This window comes from Kordiimonas sp. SCSIO 12603, from assembly GCF_024398035.1.
Lineage (GTDB): Bacteria > Pseudomonadota > Alphaproteobacteria > Sphingomonadales > Kordiimonadaceae > Kordiimonas.
The window spans coordinates 1,166,890-1,183,625 of sequence record NZ_CP073748.1; the positions used below are offsets into that span (position 1 = coordinate 1,166,890).

The 16,736-nt window shown below is 48.7% G+C and carries 21 protein-coding genes; 15 read left to right on the plus strand and 6 right to left on the minus strand.

What is annotated here, in order from left to right; genetic code table 11:
• The first annotated feature begins 64 nt into the window (after positions 1-64).
• Together KFE96_RS05215 and KFE96_RS05220 are read left to right on the plus strand one after the other, a co-directional pair.
• Positions 65-1,045, plus strand: coding sequence for an NAD(P)H-quinone oxidoreductase (locus KFE96_RS05215; protein ID WP_255834934.1), 981 nt, complete (start codon positions 65-67; stop codon positions 1,043-1,045).
• 210 nt (positions 1,046-1,255) lie between these two features.
• Positions 1,256-1,876 (plus strand): DUF1013 domain-containing protein, encoded by a 621-nt coding sequence (locus KFE96_RS05220; protein ID WP_255834935.1) that lies wholly within the window; start codon positions 1,256-1,258, stop codon positions 1,874-1,876.
• Positions 1,877-1,946: 70 nt separating this feature from the next.
• Here the strand turns inward: KFE96_RS05220 and KFE96_RS05225 are convergent, their stop codons facing one another.
• Positions 1,947-2,114, minus strand: a complete 168-nt coding sequence (locus tag KFE96_RS05225; protein WP_247015631.1) for a DUF465 domain-containing protein — start codon at positions 2,112-2,114, stop codon at positions 1,947-1,949.
• A gap of 155 nt (positions 2,115-2,269) precedes the next feature.
• Between KFE96_RS05225 and KFE96_RS05230 the strand changes: the two genes are divergently transcribed.
• On the plus strand, positions 2,270-2,854 hold the full coding sequence (locus KFE96_RS05230) for a UbiX family flavin prenyltransferase (protein WP_255834936.1): 585 nt from the start codon (positions 2,270-2,272) through the stop codon (positions 2,852-2,854).
• A gap of 79 nt (positions 2,855-2,933) precedes the next feature.
• Complete coding sequence (locus tag KFE96_RS05235; protein WP_255834937.1) at positions 2,934-3,137, plus strand: YdcH family protein; 204 nt, start codon at positions 2,934-2,936, stop codon at positions 3,135-3,137.
• 26 nt (positions 3,138-3,163) lie between these two features.
• Here the strand turns inward: KFE96_RS05235 and KFE96_RS05240 are convergent, their stop codons facing one another.
• On the minus strand, positions 3,164-3,904 hold the full coding sequence (locus tag KFE96_RS05240; RefSeq protein ID WP_255834938.1) for a GGDEF domain-containing protein: 741 nt from the start codon (positions 3,902-3,904) through the stop codon (positions 3,164-3,166).
• A 204-nt stretch (positions 3,905-4,108) separates the two neighbouring features.
• Here KFE96_RS05240 and purE point away from each other — a divergent pair, with 204 nt between their 5' ends.
• The 3 genes from purE to KFE96_RS05255 are packed head-to-tail and all read left to right on the plus strand — an operon-like array spanning position 4,109 to position 6,084.
• The gene (gene purE, locus KFE96_RS05245; protein ID WP_247015623.1) at positions 4,109-4,606 is read left to right on the plus strand and encodes a 5-(carboxyamino)imidazole ribonucleotide mutase; all 498 of its coding nucleotides are present in this window, start codon (positions 4,109-4,111) and stop codon (positions 4,604-4,606) included.
• A gap of 12 nt (positions 4,607-4,618) precedes the next feature.
• Positions 4,619-5,692, plus strand: coding sequence for a 5-(carboxyamino)imidazole ribonucleotide synthase (locus tag KFE96_RS05250; RefSeq protein ID WP_255834939.1), 1,074 nt, complete (start codon positions 4,619-4,621; stop codon positions 5,690-5,692).
• Complete coding sequence (locus KFE96_RS05255) at positions 5,689-6,084, plus strand: ASCH domain-containing protein (RefSeq protein WP_255834940.1); 396 nt, start codon at positions 5,689-5,691, stop codon at positions 6,082-6,084. Before KFE96_RS05250 ends, KFE96_RS05255 begins: the two co-directional genes overlap by 4 nt.
• A 10-nt stretch (positions 6,085-6,094) precedes the next feature.
• Here KFE96_RS05255 and KFE96_RS05260 read toward each other — a convergent pair whose 3' ends face one another.
• Both KFE96_RS05260 and KFE96_RS05265 read right to left on the minus strand, forming a co-directional pair.
• Entirely contained in the window at positions 6,095-6,412 is a 318-nt protein-coding gene (locus tag KFE96_RS05260) for a hypothetical protein (RefSeq protein WP_255834941.1), read from the minus strand.
• 5 nt (positions 6,413-6,417) lie between these two features.
• Entirely contained in the window at positions 6,418-6,675 is a 258-nt protein-coding gene (locus tag KFE96_RS05265) for a YjhX family toxin (RefSeq protein ID WP_255834942.1), read from the minus strand.
• A gap of 239 nt (positions 6,676-6,914) precedes the next feature.
• Here KFE96_RS05265 and KFE96_RS05270 point away from each other — a divergent pair, with 239 nt between their 5' ends.
• Positions 6,915-7,349 (plus strand): nuclear transport factor 2 family protein, encoded by a 435-nt coding sequence (locus KFE96_RS05270; protein WP_255834943.1) that lies wholly within the window; start codon positions 6,915-6,917, stop codon positions 7,347-7,349.
• A gap of 104 nt (positions 7,350-7,453) precedes the next feature.
• Positions 7,454-7,762 carry a hypothetical protein gene (locus tag KFE96_RS05275; RefSeq protein ID WP_255834944.1) on the plus strand — a complete coding sequence of 103 codons (309 nt, stop codon included), beginning with the start codon at positions 7,454-7,456 and terminating at the stop codon, positions 7,760-7,762.
• Positions 7,763-7,775: 13 nt separating this feature from the next.
• Here the strand turns inward: KFE96_RS05275 and KFE96_RS05280 are convergent, their stop codons facing one another.
• Both KFE96_RS05280 and fsa read right to left on the minus strand, forming a co-directional pair.
• Complete coding sequence (locus KFE96_RS05280) at positions 7,776-8,435, minus strand: class I SAM-dependent methyltransferase (protein ID WP_255834945.1); 660 nt, start codon at positions 8,433-8,435, stop codon at positions 7,776-7,778.
• 65 nt (positions 8,436-8,500) lie between these two features.
• The gene (gene fsa / locus KFE96_RS05285; RefSeq protein ID WP_247015607.1) at positions 8,501-9,154 is read right to left on the minus strand and encodes a fructose-6-phosphate aldolase; all 654 of its coding nucleotides are present in this window, start codon (positions 9,152-9,154) and stop codon (positions 8,501-8,503) included.
• Positions 9,155-9,350: 196 nt separating this feature from the next.
• Between fsa and KFE96_RS05290 the strand changes: the two genes are divergently transcribed.
• The 6 genes from KFE96_RS05290 (at position 9,351) to KFE96_RS05315 (ending at position 16,705) form a co-directional block, all read left to right on the plus strand.
• Complete coding sequence (locus KFE96_RS05290) at positions 9,351-11,579, plus strand: primosomal protein N' (RefSeq protein WP_255834946.1); 2,229 nt, start codon at positions 9,351-9,353, stop codon at positions 11,577-11,579.
• A 248-nt stretch (positions 11,580-11,827) separates the two neighbouring features.
• The gene (locus KFE96_RS05295) at positions 11,828-12,388 is read left to right on the plus strand and encodes a F0F1 ATP synthase subunit delta (protein WP_247015602.1); all 561 of its coding nucleotides are present in this window, start codon (positions 11,828-11,830) and stop codon (positions 12,386-12,388) included.
• Entirely contained in the window at positions 12,388-13,920 is a 1,533-nt protein-coding gene (atpA, locus tag KFE96_RS05300) for a F0F1 ATP synthase subunit alpha (RefSeq protein ID WP_255834947.1), read from the plus strand. The genes KFE96_RS05295 and atpA overlap by 1 nt, the downstream gene beginning before the upstream one ends.
• A gap of 25 nt (positions 13,921-13,945) precedes the next feature.
• On the plus strand, positions 13,946-14,836 hold the full coding sequence (locus KFE96_RS05305; protein ID WP_247015598.1) for a F0F1 ATP synthase subunit gamma: 891 nt from the start codon (positions 13,946-13,948) through the stop codon (positions 14,834-14,836).
• Positions 14,837-14,860: 24 nt separating this feature from the next.
• Positions 14,861-16,279 (plus strand): F0F1 ATP synthase subunit beta, encoded by a 1,419-nt coding sequence (gene atpD, locus KFE96_RS05310; RefSeq protein ID WP_255834948.1) that lies wholly within the window; start codon positions 14,861-14,863, stop codon positions 16,277-16,279.
• An 18-nt stretch (positions 16,280-16,297) separates the two neighbouring features.
• Positions 16,298-16,705 (plus strand): F0F1 ATP synthase subunit epsilon, encoded by a 408-nt coding sequence (locus tag KFE96_RS05315; protein ID WP_247015594.1) that lies wholly within the window; start codon positions 16,298-16,300, stop codon positions 16,703-16,705.
• Positions 16,706-16,736 lie beyond the last annotated feature (31 nt).

The window sequence follows — 16,736 nt, forward strand, 5'->3', positions numbered from 1 at the left end:
TCTCGTATAAAAACTTGTACATGTATCAAAATTGCCCACATTATACGGGTTATTGGGAGGATGTATGCAAGCAATAGAAATTAGTAAGCCCGGGGCCCCTGAAGTTTTGGTGCCCTGCGAACGAGATATCCCTGCACCCAAAGCAGGTGAGGTGTTGATCAAGGTAAAAGCAGCTGGTGTAAACAGGCCAGATTGTGTGCAGCGAAAAGGCTTATACCCCCCACCACCGGGTGTAACAGACATTCCGGGTCTGGAAGTGGCAGGCATTATTGAAGCGATCGGTGAAGAGGTAAAGGGGTTTGCTGTAGGCGATTCGGTATGTGCGCTCGTGCCGGGTGGTGGCTATGCGGAATATTGTGTTTCCCCTATGGAAACTCTTCTTCCTGTGCCGGAAGGCTTCAGTTTTATGGAAGCGGCAGCTATTCCGGAAAACTATTTTACCGTATGGTCAAATGTGTTTGACCGCGCAGGCCTGCGGGCAGGTGAAACCATACTCATACATGGTGGATCATCAGGAATTGGTGCAACCGCTATTCAGCTCGCTAAAGCTTTTGGCGCAACTGTTATCACCACAGCTGGTAGCGATGAGAAAGTTGCTTTCTGTGAAAAACTTGGTGCCGATAAATGCATCAACTACCGAGAGCAGGATTTTGTAGAAGAAGTGCTTTCTTTCACTGGTGGCGGTGTGAACGTCGTGCTGGATATGGTTGGCGGAGAGTATATTGGCAAAAATATTATGTGCCTCGCGCCTGATGGCAGGCATGTTTCCATTGCATTCCTTACGGGGCCGCAGGTGGAAGTGAATATGATGCCTGTAATGCTGAAAAGGTTAACACTTACGGGCTCCACGCTTCGACCAAGAGATAATGGTTTTAAGGGCGATATTGCAAACGCTCTAAAAACACAGGTTTGGCCACTGCTTGAAAAAGGGCAGGCGAAGCCTGTTATTGATAGTGTGTTCCCTCTAAAGGATGCTGACAAAGCGCATGCTTTGATGGAAGCGAGCACGCATAAAGGGAAAATCATTCTAGAAGTTGTTGAATAATGAGCGTGATAAAGCTTCTTTGATGCAGTTTTTGTATGAATTAAATCAGAAACCACCATTTCGCGGTGACAGTAAGCCTGTTACCTGTTAAGAATGATTCAGGAGGATTTTCTCCACCCCCTTTTCATTACAATTGAAAACTTCAGGGGGCAGGCTGGCGGGGGCTAGTCTGTGCAAGGGAGATATCTGTTTAACAGTTAGGAAATTGGGATGACACAACCTTTAATGCCAATGGCCACTGCGGTGTGGCTGGTTGATAATACGGCCCTGACATTCAAGCAAATTGCGGATCTCTGCAATCTGCACGAGCTTGAGATTCAAGGTATTGCCGATGGTACGGTTGGTATCAATATTGTAGGACAGGATCCAACAGTAAGCGGTCAGCTTACGTGGGATGAAATTAATCGCTGTCAGGAAGATCCAAAAGCATCACTTCAGATTGAAGAAGACGATGTGAAGGCGCTCCCGCGTACAAAAGGCCCACGCTATACACCGCTTTCCAAACGTCAGGATAAACCAGATGCGATTGCTTGGCTTGTGCGTCACCACCCTGAGCTAACTGATCTACAGATCAGCCGCCTTGTGGGAACAACAAAGCCTACGATTCAAAGCATTCGCACACGCAGTCACTGGAATATTTCGAATATTCACCCGCATGATCCGGTAGGCTTGGGGCTTTGTAAGCAGCAGGAGCTTGATGAAGCGGTTCAAGCTGCTGCATCGCGCCGTGAGAAAATGCTGGCGGACGGTGAAGAAATAGCAACTCCAGAACCAATGGCTGAAGAACCAGTAGAAGAGCCAAACGCACTGGATACAGATCCAACGTTTTAGGCGATTTGAGATTTAGATAAAAAAAGAGCGCGGGAACCATCTGGTTCGCGCGCTTTTTGCTGAAAGCTTGTTAATGTTTCGTGAGCCTCGTGAGCTCTTCTTTCAGTTTCAGTTTCTTTCGCTTGAGGTTCATCAGACGAATACTGTCTGGGGAGGGCCTATGTTCTTCTCGTTCGATAGAGAGTTCAATCTCTGCATGTTTCTGGTTGAGTGATTCTACATGCGTTTCTAGGCTCATACCTGTCACTCCTCTATAAGCTTTTATGTAAGAGAAGTATTCGACCATCTGAAATGCGACTTGTCACGTAAAAGATTTACCTTCTTCAAGATAGCCTGTATCTTCGGGTACTTAGCTTGATCACTTTTTTTACCCGCGAAGGATTGTTTCAAAAAATGCGAGAGACTCATCAGGAAAAAGAGACTCGTAACAAACGCATGATCGTTGCTATCACTGGCGCGAGCGGTGTGTGTTATGGTGTGAAAGCTCTGGAGCTTTTGAATAAAGCTGGTATCGAAACGCATCTTGTTATGTCGAAAGCGGCGGAACGCACCCTTCATGAAGAAAGTGATATCAGCCCTGCTGATGTAAAAGCAATGGCCCATACGCTTTATCCCACCAAGGATATTGGTGCTGCGATTGCCAGTGGTTCTTTCCTGACGGAAGGAATGATTGTGGCGCCGTGCTCCATTAAAACAATGGGTGAGATCGCGACAGGGATCACGTCAAGCCTCGTTAGCCGAGCAGCTGACGTGGTACTTAAAGAACGGCGCAGGCTTGTGCTGATGGTGCGGGAAACACCACTCCATACCGGACATCTACGGACGATGACCAAGCTTTCTGAAATGGGCGCTATTATTGCGCCGCCGGTGCCTGCATTTTATTCAAAACCGAAAAGCCTCGATGAAATGGTTACTTTCACAACGGCTAGAGCCCTAGATCTCTTTGATATTCATATGGATATTAACCGCTGGAGCTAGGTGTTTGTTATTCCTCGTCTTCTCTTGCCAGAGAGTTCATGGTATAACCACGGCAGGGTACTAATATCAGGGCTATTCAATGAATTTGGACGAAGATGCCATTCGGGAACATCTCACCGAAGTTATAGAGCAACACCGCGATTTAGATGATGCAATCACTGCTATGGGGGCAGCTGGTTCGTTTGATGCACTTCAATTGCAGCGCATGAAAAAGCGCAAGCTTGCGTTAAAGGATGAGATTGAAAAATTCCAGAGTATGCTGGTGCCGGATATTATTGCCTGAAAGCGCACCCTAAAGCGTGGCTGTGCTTAACGCACATTTCCTTCGCCTTTAAGTTCCCGCTTGTTTTCATACATGGCTTGATCTGCTTTGTTGATAGCATCATCCGGTTGATCGCCAGAACCAAATGTATAGGTACCAAACGCCAGCGACATGGGGATGTTAATCCCGTTATGGTCCATTGGGTTTTTATCGAGAATACCTGCTAGCTGCTGTGCCTTTTGTGCACCGATAGTTTCATCTGCTTGGGCAAGCAGGATACCAAATTCATCACCGCCTAAACGGCCAATCACATCGGTGCCGCGAATATTTTCTGAAAGCAGGCGGGCTACATGGAAAAGTGCTTTATCACCCACGTCATGGCCGTAGCTATCGTTGATTTTCTTCATATCGTTCAAATCAATGAACATCAGCGTAGACGGTGTACCGTAGCGCTCCGCAAAGGAAATCATTCTATTAAGTTCGCGGATAAAGGCACGGCGATTTGGTACAGGAAGAAGGGCATCTGTATCGGCCAGATCTTCCATTTCCCGAAGGCGGCGGTTGGTGTTATCAAGTTCTCGGCGTAGGCTATCCACTTCTTCCATCAAACCGAGGATGGCTTTTTGTACGCGTTCAGTCATTTCCTCAGGGGGGATGCTTAGAACTTGAACCGTATCGTGGATTTCTCTGGGTCTGGCAACAGAGCCTGTGCTGGTGGCGCTATCCGCCTTGCGAGTTGGCCGCGCTGGGCCTGTTCTCATAATGCCAGGTGTGTTGGTTATTTTCATCTGAATACGCCTACTTCTTAGACCCTTAACTATAAGACATACCTTAAAAAATCCTGAATGTGAATCCCTTAGTGAAACTTGTGAACAAAATGAAATTGCCAGCATGCTTGCATTCGGAGAAACGGTTTCTATAATGCGCGCTCCATCGGTTAGAGGCGCTTGGGGCTTCTAATCAGGTTCGCGGATCATAAAATGGGCCAATCCATGAGCGACACTACACCACTAGTGGGTATTATTATGGGCAGCCAGTCAGACTGGCCTACCATGAAACACGCGGCAGATATTCTTGCCGAATTGGGAATTCCCTTCGAAAGTAAAATCGTTTCTGCACACCGTACGCCGGACCGTCTTTACGATTATGCAAAATCAGCCCGTGATAGAGGCTTGAAATGCATTATCGCAGGCGCGGGCGGTGCAGCACACTTACCGGGTATGGCTGCTGCCATGACACCACTTCCGGTTTTTGGTGTGCCAGTGCAGTCAAGCATGCTTTCCGGGAAAGATAGCCTCCTCTCCATCGTGCAGATGCCGGGCGGTGTTCCAGTAGGAACGCTGGCGATTGGTAAAGCCGGGGCCAAGAACGCAGGCCTTCTGGCTGCAAGCGTTATGGCGCTGATGGATGATGAGGTAGCAGCTAAACTGGATGCTTGGCGCGAAGCGCAAACCGAAAGCGTTGCTTTAGAGCCAGTTGATAGCGAATAAAGAGCTTAAAAAATGACGAAGATACAGCCAGGCGGCACCATAGGGATTTTAGGGGGCGGCCAGTTAGGCCGTATGATCGCTCTAGCCGCTGCTAATTTAGGATATAAATGTCATATCTTTTGCCCGGAAGAAAACAGTCCGGCGTTCCATGTGGCTTATACTCATACAGTTGCTGATTATACGGATCAGGATGCGCTTAAGGCTTTTGCCGAAAGCGTTGATGTCATTACCTATGAGTTTGAAAACATTCCTGCTGAAACCGCTGAGTTTGTTGCGAAGATCAAACCACTGCGCCCGGGGGCACAGGCGCTTTCGCTTACGCAGGACCGTTTGACAGAAAAAGAATTTCTCAATGATGCTGGCGTGCAAACGGCACCTTTTATGGCATTTGAAACAGAAGAAGAGCTTCTTGCCGCTTATAAAAAAATAGGCCATCCCGCTGTCGCGAAAACCCGACGATTTGGATATGATGGCAAGGGGCAGGCAATGGTGAAATCCAAGCTGGATTTTGATGATGTCTTGGCCGTTACCAAGGGTACACCAGCTATCCTAGAAGGTTTTGTTCAGTTTGACCGGGAAGTAAGCGTGATTGTTGCGCGGTCTGTTTCAGGCGATGTAGCGGCTTTCCCTGTGGGCGAAAATGTACACACCAATCATATTCTCGATACTACCACAATCCCGGCGAATGTATCAGAGCGCTTGGAAGCGACTGCCAAGGTAATGGCCACAAAAGTTGCAAATGCCCTTGATTATGTAGGGGTGATGGCTGTGGAAATGTTTGTAAACGATGATAGTGGTGAGATCGTGGTGAATGAGATTGCACCACGTGTTCATAATTCAGGCCACTGGACTATTGAAGGGGCGGAGACCAGCCAGTTCGAACAGCATGTTCGTGCTATTTGTGATTTACCGCTTGGTCAAACAGCAGCGCGCGGCAAGGTGGTTATGAAAAACCTTCTTGGTAAGGATATTCTCGATTATGAGAAATATCTGGATGACCCAAAAGCCAGCTATCACCACTACGGTAAACAGGAACCGCGCGAAGGCCGTAAAATGGGCCATGTTACTTGGGTTGATAGTGAATGACTTTTATCCCTGCTGCCGAATCCTCCTTGGGAATGATGGAGTTTGCTTTTGGCGATTCTCCAGAGTTGGCTGATGAACTCCTTGCCCTTGTGCTTGAGGGTAAGAAAACAGCGACATGCGATGAGGCAGACAGCGAGGAAGTTTTCAAGATTGGTGAGCGCCAGGTTGTTCTGAACGGCAAGGGAGGCCGTGCCTGTGTGATTGAAACTACAGCGGTTGAGCGTGTGAAGTTTGGTGATGTAACAGCGGCACATGCGGCCCGTGAAGGTGAGGGTGATCTGAGCCTGAAATTCTGGAGAGATGTTCATATCGAATATTTCACCAGAACGGGTACTTATGAACCTGATATGCTCCTAGACTGTATCACCTTCAAACTTGTGGAAGTATTTTGAACACAACAGCCTATACCGGGGCAGTGCCCCGGTATTCGTATAGTTCGCGCATCAAGCCGTCCGGCCCTTCTGCTTCATAAAGAAACTCCCAGTGTTCCAGTGCTGGTTCAATAAGTTCACTCTGAGATTTGAATATTTCCAGATGTGCTGCCCCAAAATCCGCAAGAAGTTCCTCGGTTAATAATCCCAACAGCATCTGCGCTTCCCCTGTGGAAAGCGCATTAAGGGCTGTGATCGTATCTTCCTGAGCTGTTGCTGTAGGGGCACTTCGGCCCACCAGCTTATAGTGGTGGGCACTACCGTTATATGTACATAAAAGTTCAGGCATAAATCTCACCTGTTATCCAGTTGGGCGCGTACAGCCTCAAGCCCCTGCAAGGTAATGCGGTAAGGACGGCTGTTCTGGCTTTTGATAAAGCGGCGCTTTTTGAGTTTTTTGAAAAGCTCAAGCGTAAAGCCCGCGAGATACCATCCCTCACGGTTTACACAGTTTGCTTTGATAATTTTCCGGGCGTTATCGCGTTCGATTAAAATTAAACCACCCTGAGCGAGCGCATGAAGCGCACGTTGCTCGTGTTTGGAAATATTCACTGGGGAATTCTCCGAGATCCATAAGAAAAGGGCACGGGTACGAATACGTATCCGTGTTGCTTATGAAACCTGCCGCGCTGTGGAAAAATGTGTACCTACAGGGGCAGGTGTTAGCGGGTCTCGGTAGAATTGTTCATCAAACTCACTCCAAATGTGATGGCTGAAGCATATGGAACATTGCAAAGTTTGTCTAGGTTGATTTAATGCTGGGGGTGTTTGCTGCGTATCAGGAGGTTGGAATGCTTAAATATTTTGTGGGTGTGTTGTTTGTGCTTGTTGTTTTCGGAATGCCTTCGAGAGCAGATGAAAATGCAGATGTTCGCGCCGTAACTGAGCTGGCTGAACGCTATATCAAAGCAACTTATGAAGCTGATATTCCTGCTATGCGTGAGATATTCCACGAAAATGCTGTAATGAACGGCCATCTGTTCGGGAATGAGCAGCTAGGTACACCCGAAGATTTTTTCAAAAGCCTGAGCGCAAATCCATCTATGAAATCTGCAGGCGCACCTTTTAAAGGTTGGGTCGAAGATGTGCGGGTGACAGGGAATGTAGCTAGCCTTACGGTTAAGGAAACTGGGTTTTTCGGCAAAGCCAGCTTCACCGATTATATGCACCTCATTAAACTAAAGGGCCGCTGGTGGATTATCAGTAAGACCTTTACCTCTGAATAAATTAGCTCAACTTTTGGTGATTTTGGTATCGTTCAATCCGTGTGTTAGGTGCTTATAGGATTTTTGAATGTATTGTTAAGGGATGCCCTTAAGGGGATTTTGTTATGTTTCTATTTCGCAATAAACTGGCGATTAGGTTTCTTTCAGTTTTATCTCTGCTAATGGCAATAATCGTTCTTTATTTTGTTTCATTGCAAACAGGTACTGAGGAATATGTTCAGCCAAAGAAGGTTGCAGGCTTGCCGCTATTGATATCGGTATTCTTACCTTTAGGAACCGCTTTGTTCCTTATTCTATCAAAGCATAAGAAAGATCGTCAGAATAATTCTGCATCGAAGCATTCCGCTTTACTATTTGGGATTTGGATTGGCGTTGTTTTAGTAGGCTTAACTGTAGGCGTTACGCTTCGTTAGAGATAGTGCGTAGCTAGCGCGTTAGCACCCAGGTTGCCCAATCAGCTTCCACTTTAAAGCCGTGTTTTTCCGCGAATGCATTTACGATCTGGCGCATAGGATAGCCTTTGGTGCGGTTCCAGTGCCAGTCATCACCTGTGATGCGGGCGTTTGGCCATAGTTCAATACATACATCCAGATCATCAGGCTTTTTGGTGCTGTCGATATAAATCAGATCAGGTTCAAAACCTTTTTCTTTCAGGCTCGGTAGGGCCTCTGGTGAATAAGCGCGGTAAGGCACAAAGCGCTCTTCATAGCCTTTCAGGTTTGCCATGGCGGTGGCAAAAGGGCCTTGTGTTTCAATGTCGTTTGCGAACTGTTCCTGCACTTTAATATCAGGGTAAGCGCGCGTAAGGTTCGGGCGGCCTACATATTTTTTGCACTGGTCAATAAGCCAGTCAGACCATGGGTCCACACCCACAATTTTCAGATCTTCCGAAACATTCATCCAGCGCTTGGCAGATGCACCTAGAAAGCAGCCAATTTCTAACATGAACTTGGGCTTGTCCGTGCGGATGATTTCATCAATCAGTTCGCGCCCGCCGCCGCCAAGGCTATAATCCCACGCGCGGATACCTTCCGGGTTTGGCCACGGGTTTTCTTCACGAAGTTTCTGGAATGCTGTTTCTGTCATGGTATTTTACTATACATACAAAAAGGGCGCATGGTTAAACCCCGCGCCCTTCTGGAAATCAGGTATTAAAGGATTGAGAAGCCTGTCGCTGCCCAGTCTTTATCAAAGCCTGCTAGGCCATTGTCTGTTAGTGGGTGTTTTGCAAGCTTGCGCAGAACATCAATTGGGAATGTTGCAACATCAGCACCGATGCGCGCAGATTCGAGAATGTGTGTAGGGTGGCGAACAGAAGCAACCAGAATTTCTGTATCGAACGCATAGTTATCATAGATATTGCGGATATCTTCGATCAGCTCCATGCCGTTGAAGCCGTTATCATCATGACGGCCAACGAACGGCGAAATGAAAGATGCGCCAGCTTTGGCAGCAAGAAGCGCCTGGTTTGCAGAGAAACAAAGCGTTACATTCACCATAATACCTTCAGCGCGAAGGGCTTTACATGTTTTAAGGCCCTCAAGTGTTAGTGGCACTTTAACGGCGATATTGTCAGCAATTTTCGCGCACTTAAGGCCTTCTTTCAGCATAGTTTCGTGGTCGTGTGCTACTGTTTCAGCAGAAACCGGGCCATCAACTTCCTTGGCGATTTCAGTGATTACTTCGAAAAACTCACGGCCAGCCTTTTTAATAAGAGATGGGTTTGTTGTAACACCATCCAGAAGACCAGTTGCGTTTGCTTCACGGATTTCATCAATATTGGCAGTATCGAGGAAGAATTTCATTTTATGCTCCTTGAGGCCCGTTTGGGGCTAGTCCCTTATCGCGGCCGACTATAACAAGACTATCCTATAAAGCGTGAGGATAGCTTACGCGCTGGTGTCTGCCTATTCGAGATTGGCGCATTTTTCAAGTGCTATAGGTAATTGCGCGCGTGGCTCTCTATGCTTATGGTGCGGGGAAAGAACGAAACAGGAAATTATGCAACAGTCTTCCCTTATACTTGGTGATGAAGAGGCCCTGGAGGCCACTCGGGTTAAGGTATTGTTACCACTGCCTCTTAATGGCCCTTTGGATTATCGTTTGCCGGAAGGCTCTGGCCCATTGGTGGTGGGGACGATTGTTGAAGTGCCGCTTTCGGGCCGCAAAATTGTTGGTGTTGTCTGGCCTGCGGGGAACAACGGCGGCGGTAAAACTCTGCCACTTTCAAAGCTGAAACCGATTGAGAGAATCGTAGACGTTAACCCTCTTGGGGAAGATTTGGTGAAGTTTGCCGAATGGGTTTCCGCATACACGCTGGCAAATTTGGGTGCTGTTCTCAGGATGTGCCTGTCGTCACCGGCTGCGCTCCAGCCTGTACCGACCAAACGTTATTATATGCTGGCAGACCCGCTGCCGCCCACGCTGAAGATTACCTCAGCACGCGAAAGTATTCTTGACTGTATTCAGGATGGTGAACCACGCCTTGTTTCTGAAATTGCGGAAATGGCTGGGGTGAGTGAAGCGGTGGTGCGTGGTTTCCATAAAGCCGGGGGCATGGTTTCAACTGAGATGTCTGTTGATAAGCCGTTCGGTGCGCCTGATGTTTCGATAGAAGGGCCAATTCTTTCAGGAGAGCAGGATGCGGCAGCTTCTGCGATTCGAGAAAAAGTGCAAGCGGGCGGATTCGCGCCTTTCTTATTAGACGGTGTAACAGGTTCCGGTAAAACCGAGGTCTATTTCGAAGGCCTGATCGAAGCCTTGAAAGACCCTGAAGCGCAGGTGCTGGTGCTCGTGCCGGAAATTGCGCTTACCTCCCAGTGGATGGAACGGTTTGTAAAACGTTTTGGCACTAGGCCTGTTGTTTGGCATTCGGAAATCGGGCAAGCGGGTAGGCGGCGCGCATGGAAAGAAATCGCAAATGGTAGCGCTCGCGTGGTGGTTGGTGCCCGTTCGGCGCTATTCCTGCCGTTCCAGAAATTGGCGTTCATTACGGTGGATGAGGAGCATGATCCCTCCTTCAAGCAGGAAGACGGTGTTCTGTATCATGCACGGGATATGGCGATTGTACGGGCTAAGCAGGCGGAATGCCCTGTGGTGCTGGCAAGCGCAACGCCTTCCCTTGAAACGCTCGTTAATGCGGAAGCTGGAAGATACCAGACGCTGAAGATGCGTGAACGGCACGGCAGCGCCGTGCTACCAGAAATGAAAGCTATTGACCTGAGGCATGAAGCGCCTGAGGCAGGTACGTGGCTTTCACCACCTCTCGTCAAAGCAATTGAGGAAACCGTCGCTGCTGGCGAACAGGCAATGCTGTTTCTGAACAGGCGTGGGTATGCACCGCTCACGTTGTGCCGCACATGCGGGCACCGAATCGAATGCCCAAGCTGCTCGGCATGGCTTGTGGAGCATAGGTTCAGGAAAGAACTTCAGTGTCACCACTGTGGTTTCACCATGGAAACGCCAAAAGAATGTCCTGAATGCGACACTGAAGATTCACTTGTAGCGTGCGGCCCGGGCGTAGAACGGATGTTTGAAGAAGCGACACAGCGGTTCCCGAATGCGCGAATCTCTGTGATGACCAGCGATACGATGACAACAACCAGTGAAACGGCCCGTGTTGTGGCCGATATCGCAGCGGGCAAGTTGGATATTGTGATCGGTACGCAGATTGTAACCAAAGGCTATCACTTCCCCGGGCTAACGCTCGTAGGTGTTGTGGATGCTGATCTTGGTCTACGTGGTGGTGATTTGCGAGCTGGTGAGCGCACTTATCAGCAGCTCGTGCAGGTAGCTGGTCGAGCGGGCCGTGCTGAAAAGCCGGGTACGGTATATCTGCAATCATACGAGCCTGAACACCCTGTTGTGCAAGCGCTTTTATCTGGTGACCATGAAAGTTTCCTCGCGGCTGAAAAGGATGCTCGCCGGCTCCACCATATGCCGCCCTTTGGCCGTTTGGTGGGAATCATCCTTTCTGGTGAAGATATGAAAGATACGCTGGAGCAGGGTAGAAGGCTTGCCGCTTGTGCGCCTGTTGAGCACGGAGTGGATTTTGTGGGCCCTGCGCCTGCGCCAATGGCGCGGGTAAGGGGGCAACACCGATTCCGTATGCTGGTGCATGCAAGAAAACAGATAAAGATCCAGCCGCTTATCCGGGATTGGGTGATGAAAGCCCCTAAAATTAAAGGGGTGAAAATCAAGGTGGACATCGACCCATACAGCTTTATGTAAAAGCATGAATCTTGAGCCTGAAAACAGTGGGAATTATGCCTCTTTATAAGAAGAATCGAAAATGAGGCATAAGGCGGCTTGCATGCTGGAATTCCCTGTGCTAGAGGGGTCACGCATTTTGGCTGGTTTGCGCCATGCTAAGACATTTTGTCTTGGAGAAAGCATTCCAAATTTTTTGAGCGTGTTCGGGGCCATTCGGCACCGTTTCACATATGATTAACTAGGTTCAACCTAGGGGAACGTCTGAAGTGACCTCGCACAAAGCGATAGTTTCTGGGATTACAGGCCGCTATGCGGTAGCGCTATTTGAACTCGCACAAGAGGGCAAAGCGCTTAAGGCGGTCGAATCCGATATGGCTTCACTGAAGGATCTGCTAGCAGAGAGCGCAGATCTTCGTGAGCTTGTTAGCTCTCCACTCATCAGCAGGGACGAACAGTCCAAAGGCATTGAGGCAGTTGCTAAAACTGCTGAGCTTTCCGAGCTGACTGGCAAATTCCTGGGCACACTGGCTGCGAATCGCCGCCTTGCTGCTCTTTCAGGAATTGTTACAGCGTTTGAAAAGCTTGTTGCTCACCATAAAGGTGAAATCAGTGCTGAAGTTGTTAGCGCGCATGCACTAACAAAAACACAGCTGGCTGAGCTGAAGAAAAAATTGAAATCTGCTGTCGGCCGTGATGTTGCCATCGAAGCTTCTGTCGATGAAACATTGCTCGGCGGCCTGAAGGTTAAAGTGGGTTCCCGCATGGTGGACAGCTCACTTAGAACTAAACTCGATAACCTCGCAATCGCCATGAAAGGGGTTCAGTAATGGATATCCGTGCTGCGGAAATTTCCAAGGTCCTGAAGGACCAGATTGCAAACTTTGGCAACGAAGCTGAAGTTTCTGAAGTTGGTACCGTACTCTCAGTGGGTGACGGTATTGCTCGTGTATACGGTCTTGACCAGGTACAGGCTGGTGAGATGGTTGAATTTCCAGGTGGTGTTAAGGGCATGGCTCTTAACCTGGAAACTGATAACGTTGGTATCGTTATCTTCGGCGACGACCGTGGAATTAAAGAAGGTGACACAGTAAAGCGTACTGGCGCGATTGTGGACGTACCTGTTGGTAAAGGTCTTCTAGGCCGCGTTGTTGACGCGCTTGGTAACCCAATCGACGGTAAAGGCCCGATCGAAGACGTTGAGCGTACTCGTGTGGAAGTTAAAGCTCCTGGCATTATTCCTCGTCAGGGCGTTTCCGAGCCTATGCAATCAGGCCTTAAGGCGATTGATGCTCTTGTACCAGTTGGCCGTGGCCAGCGTGAGCTTATCATTGGTGACCGTCAGACAGGTAAAACTGCTGTAGCGATCGATAGCTTCATTAACCAGAAAGCTGTAAACGACGCTGCATCTGACGATGCTGGTAAAATGTTCTGTATCTATGTTGCGGTTGGCCAGAAGCGTTCAACTGTAGCTCAGATCGTTAAAGCTCTTGAAGAGAACGGCGCGCTTGAATACTCAATCGTAATCGCCGCGACTGCTTCCGAGCCTGCACCTATGCAGTTCCTTGCACCATACACTGGTACAGCAATGGGTGAATATTTCCGCGATAACGGCATGCACGCTGTAATCGTACATGATGACCTGACAAAACAAGCTGTTGCTTACCGTCAGATGTCTCTACTTCTTCGTCGTCCTCCAGGACGTGAAGCGTACCCAGGTGACGTATTCTACCTACACAGCCGTCTTCTTGAGCGTGCTGCGAAAATGTCTGACGAGCGTGGCGGTGGTTCCCTAACTGCGCTTCCAGTAATTGAAACACAGGCTGGTGACGTATCTGCATACATCCCAACAAACGTGATCTCTATTACTGACGGTCAGATCTTCCTTGAGACTGAGCTTTTCTATAAAGGTATCCGTCCTGCGATTAACGTTGGTCTGTCTGTATCCCGTGTGGGTTCTGCAGCGCAGATTAAAGCGATGAAACAGGTTGCTGGTTCCATTAAACTTGAGCTTGCTCAGTACCGTGAAATGGAAGCGTTCGCACAGTTCGGTTCTGATCTTGATGCCGCTACACAGCAGCTTCTGAACCGTGGTGCTCGCCTAACCGAGCTTCTAAAACAGGCACAGTATACACCGCTGCCAGTTGAAGAGCAGGTTGTTTCCATCTTCGCAGGTGTGAAGGGCTACCTGGACGGTATCGCAACAACAGACGTAACTCGTTTCGAAGAGCAGTTCCTTGCTGAAGTTCGTGCGAAACACGCTGATGTTCTTGCAACAATTCGTACAGAGCAAAAGCTTTCTGACGATACGACTTCCAAGCTGAAGTCTATCCTAGACGCTTTCGCAAAGTCTTTTAGCTAAGTAACCGGACGGGAGAGGCTGAGCAATGCCAAGCCTTAAAGATCTAAAAGTTCGCATTAACTCCGTTAAGTCGACGCAGAAAATTACTAAGGCCATGAAAATGGTTGCTGCGTCGAAACTACGCCGTGCACAGGAAGCTGCTGAAGCAGCACGTCCTTATGCAGAGCGTATGGAGAAAGTTCTTGCGGGCCTCGGTTCTGCCGTGAAAGATCAACCTGGTGCTTCCCCGCTTCTGGCGGGGACCGGCTCTGATGATGTACAGCTCGTTATCGTAGCAACATCTGAGCGTGGTCTGTGTGGTGGCTTCAACACGAATATCGTGAAAGCAGCACGCCAACACATTAGCGAACTGGTTGCCGCAGGCAAAACTGTGAAAATCCTTTGCATCGGCAAAAAAGGCGTAGGCCTTCTTCGCCGTGATTACGGTGATCTGATCATCGACACCAAGGATATGTCTGGTGTTAAAAAACTTGGCTTTGCTGACGCACAGCCAATTGCACAAGAAGTGCTTGGAATGTTTGAGCGTGGTGAATTTGATGTCGCTACACTCTTCTACGCTAAATTCCAATCAGCTCTCGTGCAGATCAACACCAAGCAACAACTAATTCCTGCACCAATTCCAGAAGCAGCCAACGATGACGAAGGCGATGATCTGGCTGGTGCGATTTACGAGTATGAGCCATCAGAAGAAGCAATTCTTGATGACTTGCTTCCACGCAACGTGGCAATCCAGCTTTATCGCGGCCTTCTTGAGAATGCTGCATCAGAGCAGGGTGCACGTATGACTGCGATGGATAACGCAACTCGTAATGCTGGTGACATGATTGATAGTCTGTCTATCACGTACAACCGTACGCGTCAGGCTAACATCACTAAAGAACTGATTGAAATTATCTCAGGCGCTGAAGCGCTTTAGTAATTACACGAAGGAGTGTAAAAAATGGCTAAGAATACTGGCCGCGTAACACAGGTGATTGGTGCTGTTGTTGACGTACAGTTCGACGATAGCCTGCCGACTATTCTGTCTGCGCTTGAAACAACAAACAATGGCGAACGCCTTGTTCTTGAGGTGGCTTCCCACCTTGGTGAGAACACTGTTCGCACAATCGCTATGGACGCGACTGACGGTCTCGTACGTGGTCAAGAAGTAACAGACACTGGCGCACCGATTTCTGTGCCAGTTGGTCCTGAAACTCTAGGCCGCATCTTGAACGTTGTGGGTGAGCCTATTGATGAGCGTGGCCCTGTTGGTCACAAGCAAGTGGCTCCAATTCACGCTGAAGCGCCAGCTTTTGATGATCAGTCTACAGAACAAGAAGTTCTTGTAACTGGTATTAAGGTAGTTGACCTTCTCGCACCTTACGCAAAAGGTGGTAAGATTGGTCTGTTCGGTGGTGCGGGTGTTGGTAAAACAGTACTTATCATGGAACTGATCAACAACATCGCTAAAGGCCACGGTGGTTACTCTGTATTCGCTGGTGTTGGTGAGCGTACTCGTGAGGGTAACGACCTTTACCACGAGATGATCGAATCAAAGGTGATTAACCTGGACGGCGAATCAAAAGCTGCTCTCGTATACGGTCAGATGAACGAGCCTCCAGGGGCGCGTGCACGTGTGGCTCTAACTGGTCTTACACTTGCGGAATACTTCCGTGATCAAGAAGGTCAGGACGTACTATTCTTCGTAGATAACATCTTCCGCTTCACACAGGCGGGTGCTGAGGTGTCAGCGCTTCTTGGCCGTATCCCATCTGCTGTGGGTTACCAGCCAACACTAGCGACAGACATGGGTGCCCTGCAGGAGCGTATTACATCTACTAAGAAGGGTTCCATTACATCTGTACAGGCCGTTTACGTACCTGCGGATGACTTGACTGACCCTGCACCTGCTACATCATTTGCGCACCTTGATGCGACAACAGTACTATCTCGTCAGATTGCGGAGCTTGGTATTTACCCAGCGGTGGATCCACTAGATTCCACAAGCCGTATTCTTGATCCACGTGTACTAGGCGACGAACACTATGCTGTTGCTCGTTCTGTACAGGAAGTACTTCAGAAGTATAAGTCTCTCCAAGATATCATTGCGATCCTTGGTATGGACGAACTTTCTGAAGAAGATAAGCTTGTTGTGGCACGTGCTCGTAAGATCCAGCGTTTCCTTTCACAGCCATTCCACGTAGCGGAAATCTTCACAGGTATCCCTGGTGAGCTTGTATCTCTTGAAGATACAATCAGTGGCTTTAAAGCGATTGTAGCTGGTGAATATGATCACCTTCCAGAAGCTGCATTCTATCTTGTAGGTAACATTGAGCAGGCTATTGCGAAAGCAGAGAAACTTGCTCAAGACGCTGCATAATTAGGGTTGAAGGACATCATGGCTGAGACAATGCGTTTCGAAATCGTATCTCCAGAGCGTCTCTTGAGAGATACAGAAGTTGCGATGGTTGTGGTACCAGGTACAGACGGTGATTTCACTGCGCTTCCTGCCCACGCACCAATGATGTCCACACTCCGTCCTGGTGTTGTAGAAATCTTCGCTGAAGAAGGTGCTGAAGGTGAAGAGCTGTTCGTTAAGGGCGGTCTTGCACAAATCGGTGCTAAAGGTCTGACAATTCTGGCTGAGGAAGTGATTGCGCTTGATAGCGTGAGCGCTGATGATTTGGCTCAGAAAATTTCAGATACTCGCGAAGATATCGAAGACGCAAAGGATGATGTGGAGCGTGCATCCGCTGAAAAAGAGCTGGCTTGGATGACAGCTCTTCAGGATGTGATCGCGGCTTAATCAGCGGTTACTTCAATCGAATATTATGAAG